This window comes from Ruminococcus sp. AM42-11, from assembly GCF_003480145.1.
Classification (GTDB): domain Bacteria; phylum Bacillota; class Clostridia; order Lachnospirales; family Lachnospiraceae; genus Blautia_A; species Blautia_A faecis.
In genome coordinates this window covers 1-8,790 of the sequence record NZ_QUIO01000073.1, presented here as the reverse complement: position 1 = coordinate 8,790, position 8,790 = coordinate 1, and the positions used below count along the sequence as shown (strand labels likewise).

Annotated in this window: 6 protein-coding genes and 2 pseudogenes; 4 read left to right on the top strand and 4 right to left on the bottom strand. The window is 34.8% G+C overall.

Annotated features, from left to right (window positions below; genetic code table 11):
* Window positions 1-476 (top strand): annotated as a pseudogene (locus DW904_RS21995) (rlx protein); the annotation flags it as partial.
* 23 nt (window positions 477-499) lie between these two features.
* Here the strand turns inward: DW904_RS21995 and DW904_RS21990 are convergent.
* Window positions 500-913 (bottom strand): response regulator transcription factor, encoded by a 414-nt coding sequence (locus tag DW904_RS21990; RefSeq protein ID WP_019162151.1) that lies wholly within the window; start codon window positions 911-913, stop codon window positions 500-502.
* Window positions 914-1,031: 118 nt separating this feature from the next.
* Here DW904_RS21990 and DW904_RS21985 point away from each other — a divergent pair, with 118 nt between their 5' ends.
* Entirely contained in the window at window positions 1,032-1,406 is a 375-nt protein-coding gene (locus DW904_RS21985; protein ID WP_026077000.1) for a BlaI/MecI/CopY family transcriptional regulator, read from the top strand.
* Between the two features lie 10 nt (window positions 1,407-1,416).
* Window positions 1,417-3,213 carry a BlaR1 family beta-lactam sensor/signal transducer gene (locus DW904_RS21980; protein WP_015541271.1) on the top strand — a complete coding sequence of 599 codons (1,797 nt, stop codon included), beginning with the start codon at window positions 1,417-1,419 and terminating at the stop codon, window positions 3,211-3,213.
* A 27-nt stretch (window positions 3,214-3,240) separates the two neighbouring features.
* Here the strand turns inward: DW904_RS21980 and DW904_RS21975 are convergent, their stop codons facing one another.
* Genes DW904_RS21975 through DW904_RS21965 form a run of 3 tightly spaced genes read right to left on the bottom strand, consistent with a single transcriptional unit; the run spans window position 3,241 to window position 7,742 of the window.
* Window positions 3,241-4,488 (bottom strand): DUF6070 family protein, encoded by a 1,248-nt coding sequence (locus DW904_RS21975; protein ID WP_059085548.1) that lies wholly within the window; start codon window positions 4,486-4,488, stop codon window positions 3,241-3,243.
* Window positions 4,475-5,632, bottom strand: coding sequence for a DUF6070 family protein (locus DW904_RS21970; protein WP_015541269.1), 1,158 nt, complete (start codon window positions 5,630-5,632; stop codon window positions 4,475-4,477). The genes DW904_RS21975 and DW904_RS21970 overlap by 14 nt, the downstream gene beginning before the upstream one ends.
* A 40-nt stretch (window positions 5,633-5,672) precedes the next feature.
* Window positions 5,673-7,742, bottom strand: a complete 2,070-nt coding sequence (locus DW904_RS21965; RefSeq protein ID WP_118584254.1) for a penicillin-binding transpeptidase domain-containing protein — start codon at window positions 7,740-7,742, stop codon at window positions 5,673-5,675.
* 830 nt (window positions 7,743-8,572) lie between these two features.
* Here DW904_RS21965 and DW904_RS21960 point away from each other — a divergent pair.
* A pseudogene (locus DW904_RS21960) lies at window positions 8,573-8,790 on the top strand (relaxase/mobilization nuclease domain-containing protein); the annotation flags it as partial.

Here is an 8,790-nt window from a genome sequence, read left to right as displayed (position 1 = left end):
TCACACATAATCTACATAATTTTTCAGAACTTGAAGACCGCATAGCCTTGTTACATATGCAGCAAAAAGAGGTAAATACCTCTGTTGTTTCTCTCGAGTCTCAGATACGCCATCTTCGAGAAATGCTAAAATATGCCGAACAATATCAGAAAAATAAAATTTACGACGACCATTATAAAAGCTCCAAAGATCCAGATCGTTATTTCCGTAAATATGAATCTCAAATTATTCTTTTCGCGGGTGCTGAACATATTTTACAGGAAAATGGTATAAACCTGAAACATCTTAATTCCAATAAGTTGCAAGAGCAAATTGCAGATCTTATTTCCAGAAAAGAATCTCTAAATACTCAATACGTTTCTTTTAAGCAAGAAATAAAAGAGTTGGAATTGATACATCAAAACCTGTCCAAATATCTCAAACAGGATGCTCCTGAAATACAAAGATCTTCTCATAACCAACTCCCTTCTTTGTAAAACCATAATAATAGGCAGCGATTTCACTCGCTGCCTAAATTCCCATTAAACCGATATCCTACACCTCGTACTGTTTGTATATATAATGGTTGTCCAGGATCATCTTCTATTTTTTCTCTGATATTGCAGATATGTCGCATAACCACATTATAATCACCGGAATAAGGTTCATTCCATACCAGATCATAAACCATTTCTTTTCCAAATATTCTACCTGGACTTTTCGCTAAAAAAAGTAAAATATCATATTCATATTTTGAAAGATGAACATCACTATCATTCTTTTTAACAATTCGTTCCTGTAGATATATTTTTAATTCTCCAAACCTTATAATTTCCGGTATGAATTGGTTTTTATGTTCCCAGCTAGTCAATATGTTTTCACTTATGCTTCCATTAGCATCTGTGATTCTCTCAATAATTTCTATCTTTTTCACCTTTATTGCCTCTACATTATTAATTTTATATTCTATATATCATCTGCCATTTGACTTTTTTCTTCTACAAGTAATATAATATATTTATTACATATGTAGGATTTAGCAGGAGGATTTTATTATGTCACTACCCCAGATTTCAGAAGCCGAATTTGAAGTTATGAAAATTGTATGGAAATATGCTCCCATCAATACAAATGAAATTACAGAAAAACTTACTCTAACTACCAGCTGGAGTCCAAAAACAATTCAAACTCTTATCAAGAGACTTGTTTCCAAAAAAGCTCTTTCCTGCGAAAAACAAAGCCGGGTATTTGTCTATACTCCATTAGTCCAAGAAGATGAATATATACGCCAGGAAAGCAATTCTTTTTTAAAGCGATATTATAATGGAAATCTTTCTTCTATGCTGGCTTCTTACCTTGAAGACGATAAGCTCTCTTCAACAGAAATTGATAACTTACGCCATTTATTATCAAAACATCAGAAATAGGAGGTTTTGAATGAGCAACTGGATCATCCACTTTTTAATCAGTAATATCTTCATATGTATTTTTACACTTGTAATAATCGGAACAAAAAAACTTCTGAAAAAATATTTATCTGCGACTACACAGTACCATCTCTGTTTTCTTTTATTTTTATTACTTGCCGTGCCATTTTTTCCTGTACAGATTCATGGCTCACAACTTTTTTCATGGTTACATTTTTTTCAAACTGACTCAGGACTTAACTCTGGTACCGACACGCTATCCGAACTTACCAGTAATACACAAAATATTTTGTTAAACCAGGTGAATGATTTTTCAGTTTCCATCAGTAGTCAATTTTCTGGAGGCTTGAATACCATACTCTTTCTAATATGGATAACGGGTGTTATGATTATGTCAGTCCTCACCCTTCATTCATTAAACTATGTACGTTCCATAAAAAGATCTGCTCTCCCGCTTCAAAATCAGCAGGTAAAAACTATTTATTACAATTGTTTAAAGGAACTTAAAATCTCTCACCCAGTATCAGTCTACAGTACTGCATTTTTAAAATCACCAGTTTTAATCGGAATAATACATCCCAGAATTTACATTCCCATCCATTTAATTTCCGAACTGAATCCTGATGATATGCGTTTTATGCTGCTACACGAATTACAGCATTACCGTCACAAAGATACATTTATTGGCTTCCTCATGGTCATAAGTAATATACTCTACTGGTTTAACCCTTTTGTTTGGTACACTTTAAAAGAAATTCTCTGTGACCGTGAAATAGCCTGTGATTCTGCTGTATTGCAGATGATTTCTGCTGATGAATACCAAGCTTATGGAACTACACTGATTAATTTTGCAGAAAAAATATCCTCTTTTTCCTCTCCACTGGCAGTTGGAATGTCCGGAAATTTCAGGCAGATGAAACGACGTATTCTCAACATCGCCGTTTTTAGGAAAGAAACTCTTTATCAAAAAATGAGAGCATTGATAATTTATCTGGTCATTAGTGCTGTTTTTATTGGATGTACACCCATTTTATCCATTGATGCCTCTACTCAAAACGTATATCATTTTAGTGATACAGACAAAAATATCTCCCTGTTAGATATATCCGAAACATTTGGAACATATGATGGATCATTTGTTTTGTATGACAATAATTTGGATTCCTGGAAAATATACGATCTTGAAGAAGCCACCAAACGTATTCCGCCAGAGTCTACCTACAAAATATACGATGCATTATTAGGGTTGGAATCCGGAATCATCACACCAGAACACTCTTCCATGACATGGAATGGTGATGCCTTTCCTTTTCCATCCTGGGAAGCTGATCAGGATTTAAACTCTGCTATGCAAAATTCCGTTAACTGGTATTTCCAGGCAATTGATTCGCAGCTCGGAATTAACAGAGTCCAGGAATTTTTGAATAAAATAGAATATGGAAACCAAACAACCAGTTCAAATCTGGATTTATACTGGTCCGATTTTTCATTAAAAATCTCGCCTTTAGAGCAAGTAACATTATTAAAAAAATTTAACACAAATGAATTCCATCTAAATTTCCAAAATGTATTTTCTGTTAAAAATGCTATAAAAATTGCCAGTACACCTAATGGTAATTTCTACGGAAAAACTGGAACCGGTCGTGTCAACGGACAGGATATCAACGGCTGGTTTATCGGATATGTAGAAACTTCCGATAACAGCTATTATTTTGCAACCAATATCCAAAGTGATTCTAATGCAACTGGCAAAAAAGCATTTGAAATCACTTCTGATATCTTAAAAAAATTACATATATGGAATTAACAAATATGAAAGGGCTGATAGTTGTTATCAGTTCTTTCTTTTTATTCTATATTGATATTTGGGAACTTCTTTCGTACCATTATTCAGAATTTTATTCCCCATATATTTAAAACTCTTATCATCGTTGAACTTAACAGTCAGCTCACTTGTAATAACGGCATCATTACATATAAATGTATCACATACAGCATCAACAACCAACACACTGTTTCCCTCTCCGCTATCTCTTATTTCAACGACCTCCGGTAAAGATGTTCCAAAATGAGTAGGGCTATAATTTAAACAGCCTAATCGTTCCCAGTCATAAGTTTGATGTTCCGAATCAAATACTGCCCATTTTTTAATTTGATCTGCTGTTATCGGCAAAAACTCCATTATCAGATTTTCAAACTCTTCTGCCGGAATTCCACTTGAGTTACCTGAAAACTCATATCTCTCCCCGTATTTCATTCGATATAAATATTCATATAAACCATTATAATCTAACCCTTCCATATCAGATCTATCCCAATCAGAACATAAAAGATTATTCCCCTGATATCCAAGCAAATACACACACCTCTTTGAAACTTCCCTGCATTCATCACTTAAAGGTTTAATTCTTATCATAGAACTGCCATCAACCGCTTCTGATACTTCCGGATACTTTGGAACGCATAGCGTATAACCAAACCAGCCTTTTTCTGTATATTTCCATTCTTCTATCCTTGTATACGAAACATATACAATAGATGGATTGTCGTTCATACCCCAAACAGCTTTCACAGCCAGCAAATACATATCTGTCCCATCATAATTGAATTTGAGTCTTTCTATCCCACCATCCCTGTTAATCCTATATAAGACGATATCTCCTGTCAGATCCTGTTCTGCCCTGAAAAGAAATTCTTCCATTTTAGAATAATTAGCCATATTTGAATACGGTGCTGATGTAATAACGGGGACATTTTTTTCCTTTAATACTTCCTGCATTTCTTCCATTACTGTCTCAGAAACTACTATATTCGATGAAGTCCCTTTATCCGCCTTTTGATAAATGACTTTCATCTGATTCATAACATTCTTACAATCTTCAATAGCTTCTTCTTTCACGACTTCATCTACTGGCAAATCATATCCTCTTTCTTGTACAGCATAATTCGCAGTTTCCTGTGAAATATATTCTAAATCAGCCCCTTTACATTTTGTATTTCCTATGAAAAAGCATCCCGAAATAAATAAAACGCTCATCATCTTTTTCAGTTTTCTTTTTGTAATCATATCAATTATCTCCATAACATTCCTCCCACTTTTCGTCTGATAATCTTTCCGTATACCAGGTAACCTCTATTTCTGACCTTGATACATAATTGGATACATATTGAAATCTATCTTTATCTAACAGCCGAATGGTTACGCTATGACAAAACGCCTGATCTAATTCTTTTTGTGGCCATACCGCATTTACTTCCAGTGTTATTGTTCCATCTTGATTTTCTATGTAGGAAACAACTTCCGGATATGGAATATATGGTGTGGGAGCAAAATCATATACGATTCCTCTGGTTCGATACCGATATGTCTGTATTTCTGTGTGAAATACCGTTCCTGTCTGCAGTATCTCTGCGCTTATATTAAAATATTTTTGAAATATCGTTTCAAATGATTCTTTTGGGATTTCATAAGTCTTTCCTTCCTTAAATTCATCAGTTTTTTCTTCCATTGAAAGTAAACGATCAAAAACATCATAAAAATTTATTCCATCATAATTTTTTTCACTCCAATTAGAAGTAAACAATTTATTAAGTGTATATCCAAAAGGAAGTATATATTTTCGATTCAACTCCCGACATTTTTTATTTAACGGTGCTACCCGAAAGTCCCGATATCCAGACGGTCCATCATATCCTGCCGGATGATATTCTTCTATAAAGAAATGCCCGTTTTCTGTATATTTCCATGAATTAGCTCTAAACTCATGATAATATGTTTCCTGCCAAGTGTCCTCTTTCCATTTAAAAGAGCTTACTTCAACGTCTATTTTCCCCTGTTTGGTTTTCAGATCATACCGGATAAAATAATCCCCTGCTATAACTTGAAATATAGTAGTTTTTCCATTCTTCTCTTTTTCTGCTTTTTTCAAAAAATCATCTACTTTAATACTTTGAACCATATCCAGCTGATTGTAGGAATCAATTACTGCATATCCATATTTTCCAAAATAATCCATACTTTTTTGTATTGTACTCAGCTCATATAGTGCATTTTCTTTCACAGCATTCTCATATATGTTCCGATAGCCTTCTGCTAGCATTTCACACTCTCTGTAAATTTTTTCTTTCGTATCTTCAATTGTCTTTTTCTGCTCTTTCTTTATGCCACATCCACTACAGACAGCAAGAAAAATAACTCCCACAAATATTTTCCAAATTTTTTTCATATCATTTTCCTCTTACATTTGTAATATTTAAAGGTAAAAATTATTCATTACCAAGATATTCATCCAGTATCGCCTTATCCTTTTCCACCACATAACCGCTTCCTCCAATATCTTTCACATTCTCTACCATACTGATGAGCAAAATAGGATTCTTTGTATCTCTATCTGTAGTAAAAACTGTAAACCAGCCAATTTCTGTTCCAGATGTATCTTCTTTTGTAGCTTTCAGTTCCGCTGTTCCGGTTTTTCCTGCTAATCTAATGTCTTCCCGGCATGCTCCATAACCAGTTCCTTCCGGGTTATTCACTACACCCTCTAACCCCTCCATAACCTCCGAAACAATTTGTGGTGAAAAAGCATCTTTTATCCAGATTTCACTGGAAGTGCTTCCACCATCCGCGTGAAGATATGGCTTTATCATATTTCCATCATTTAGAAAAGCCGTATAAATGCTTGCAAGATGCAAAGGATTTACCAGAATCTGTCCCTGTCCATACCCACTGTCAGCAAGCTGGATTTCTGTTTCTATCTTGTCCATATTAGAATATTGGGACTCTGACATTTTAATATCAAATGGAAGTTCCTGATTAAATCCTATTTGATTTAGAGACTGCATCAGTTGATCCGCACCAATTTTTAATGCTGCTTTTGCAAAATAAATATTATCTGAATAAATAAGCGCATTTTTCAAGATCACAGGTTCATAATCATGAAGTGTAGTCACTGTATAATCTCCCCACGAGGAATCTTTCTGCCACGCCAGACCCTCATTTCCAAAATCGTCATTTGCAGTAAATGCCCCCACTTTTAATCCAATTGCAGCAATTACAGGTTTAAAAGTTGAGCCAGGACACCATGTCTGGCGAAAGCGGTTGTATAAAGGCCTGTCTTCATTTTCATTTAATGCACTCCACTGGCTGTTGTCCATTCCACGTACAAAATCATTATTATCATAAGATGGCGTACTTACCAACGCCAATACTTCCCCTGTATAAGGATTCAAAGCTACAGAACATCCTCTGTCTTCTTTAAATTGTTCATAAAGAGTACTTTGAAGATCACCATCAATCGTAATATGGATATCTTCTCCATCTTTTCTAGGCTCATATGCAATAACACTTTTTTTATTTCCATTTGCATCTACAATACAGATTTCACACCCATCTGTTCCTTTTAGTTCTTTTTCATAAAGCGTTTCCAGTCCAGTCTTTCCAATCACACTGTTTGTACGATACCCTTCCCCTTTATGTTCCTGCAAATCTTCGGCTGTAACCGCCTGTACATACCCTACCAGATGAGAGGCAGCTTCTTTTAGATAATAAGTTCGTACTTTTACATCAGATAACATAATACCTGGAATCTTCAATAATGTGTCCTGCTTTTCTTTTTCTTCCAGAACAGTTTTATCCGGATTCACTGTCAAAAGATCGACCTCTTGTATTTTAGGAATTGTTGCTACTGGTACAAAAGAATCTGCTTTTACCCAACCGGCTTTTAACTTATCCTCAATTTCGTCTGCTCCAATTCCAAGATACTCTGCCAGTTTTTTTATTGTATCTTCTCTGTTCTCCATCCTGCCCGGAACAATTCCTACCGAAGATGCAGTTCCCTCTCCAGCCAACTGACGACCATTTCTGTCTAAAATATCTCCTCTCTTTGCCTCTTCTGACGTTACCTGAACTTTATCCGTTGCAGATAACTCTGGAAAAATCAACTGATCCTGCCAGATTAAATGATATCCTGTCCAATCATGTGAAAATACCGCATCGTTGGTAAATTCTACATTTCCTGCAGCAGTCTGCATATTTGTTGTATAGGAAACTGCCGCATTTCCGTTTTCTTGTCTTTTTACTGTAATATCGGTTATGGACAGATCAGACATCTCAATGCCTTCATATATTTTAGAATTTCGTTCTATAAATTCTTCCTTACTGTTCATGCTGCTTTTTTTCTGATCCAGCATGGCATACATTTGCTCATATTCCCCTTTTTCAATATATTTCATATATTCCATTAGTCTTTTTTCAGGAACATTACAATTCATTATTGTTACAATACCGATTCCACCACCAATCAATATACCGCTAAATAAAACTATTTTTGTAATAATCTTCGTGTGTTTTTTTTCTTTTCTTTTTTCTCATATAGTTTTATTTCTCCTTTTTTCATATTTCTTAAATATTACACTTGTAATATTTAAACGTCAAGCTTTTTCTTAGGTTTATATATGTAGACAAGAGAAAAGATTTGCATAAAAAAGAAAGGGCATCTCAAAGCCTTCTTTGATAAAGAACTTTACGACACTCTGAGGTAATGGTTTCTCCGGATGTTTCCCAAACGCTATAATCACTCTCCAGAAGAACCAAAAACGATTTTTAATTTTCTCTCAGAAAAAAAAGAACTACTCTAAATCTGCTGATCTTTGAAATAACCCTGCTCGTTTCTTATAATCACAAACATATTCAGACAACACATTCTTTGCTGGCAGATTATTATAGCAGAAAACGCAACAAATCCCTTTATTAACTTTTGTTCCATATATTTCCTGTACCAATCCTATTGTTTCATCATCTGAACAAAAGCTCTTCGGAATCTCCCTACAATCCCTGATAATAACGCAAATCTGTTTACTATGTCCTCTCTGTTAGTATACAAGCCAGCTAATCTCTTTATTATAGTATCTAAATACTTCTTCCCAATTCCACTACTCAAAATTTCTTCAGTCACTATTTCTGCAGATGTGTTTTTATATCAGCCAGAGTTCCCCTGGCTGAATTCTTCCAATATATACCTGTTAACACTTCTCAATGCTGACACTTTTTCCTTCGCTTCTCATCTTTCACCTGCTATACTGCACTCTGGCTTGAATTCATTCCCTCTCTTCCAGTTCCGATTTATAATCTTCCAAGTCCATAAGAAAAGTCTCATAGCCTTCATCACTCATTTCATCTGATTCAGGCATTTTCCCCTGGTGAAGTTTCCTATGAAGAAGCCCATCAAATTGGTAAAGAACTTGCGGATCGCTTACTGGAGGGAAAATACTCCTATATTCTGACAACACACACTGATAAAGGTCATGTACATAACCATTTAATTTTCTGTTCTGCAGATAACATCACTTTTTCTCATTACCATGACTGTAAAAAGAATTACTGGAA

Bases quoted from the DNA above. Each gene is read 5' to 3' on its own strand.
- DW904_RS21975 (WP_059085548.1), bottom strand. From the start codon at position 4,488: ATGGAGATAATTGATATGATTACAAAAAGAAAACTGAAAAAGATGATG.
- DW904_RS21970 (WP_015541269.1), bottom strand. From the start codon at position 5,632: ATGAAAAAAATTTGGAAAATATTTGTGGGAGTTATTTTTCTTGCTGTC.
- DW904_RS21980 (WP_015541271.1), top strand. From the start codon at position 1,417: ATGAGCAACTGGATCATCCACTTTTTAATCAGTAATATCTTCATATGT.